This window comes from Paenibacillus sp. 598K, assembly GCF_003851045.1.
In the GTDB taxonomy this organism is placed as follows: Bacteria; Bacillota; Bacilli; order Paenibacillales; family Paenibacillaceae; genus Paenibacillus_D.
Genome location: NZ_BFBX01000327.1, coordinates 771 through 984, shown reverse-complemented (window position 1 = coordinate 984; position 214 = coordinate 771). Strand labels below are relative to the sequence as shown.

Genomic DNA, 214 nt, shown 5'->3' with positions numbered 1-214 from the left:
GACAGCGGGATGAAGATGCGGGTCATGATGGCGAGCTGGGGCGCGCCGTCGACGAGCGCCGCCTCCTCGAGCGCCTTGGGCAGCTGCCGCATGAAGTTGATCATCAAGATGACGTTGAACACCGGTACCGCGCCGGGCAGTACGAGCGCCCAGATCGTGTCGATCAGATTCAGCTCGTTGATGATCATGTACATCGGGATAAGGCCGCCGCTGA

1 pseudogene is annotated in these 214 nt (G+C 61.7%); it reads right to left on the bottom strand.

The features are described from left to right. Positions 1 to 214, bottom strand: a pseudogene (locus tag PA598K_RS35325) (ABC transporter permease subunit); the annotation flags it as partial.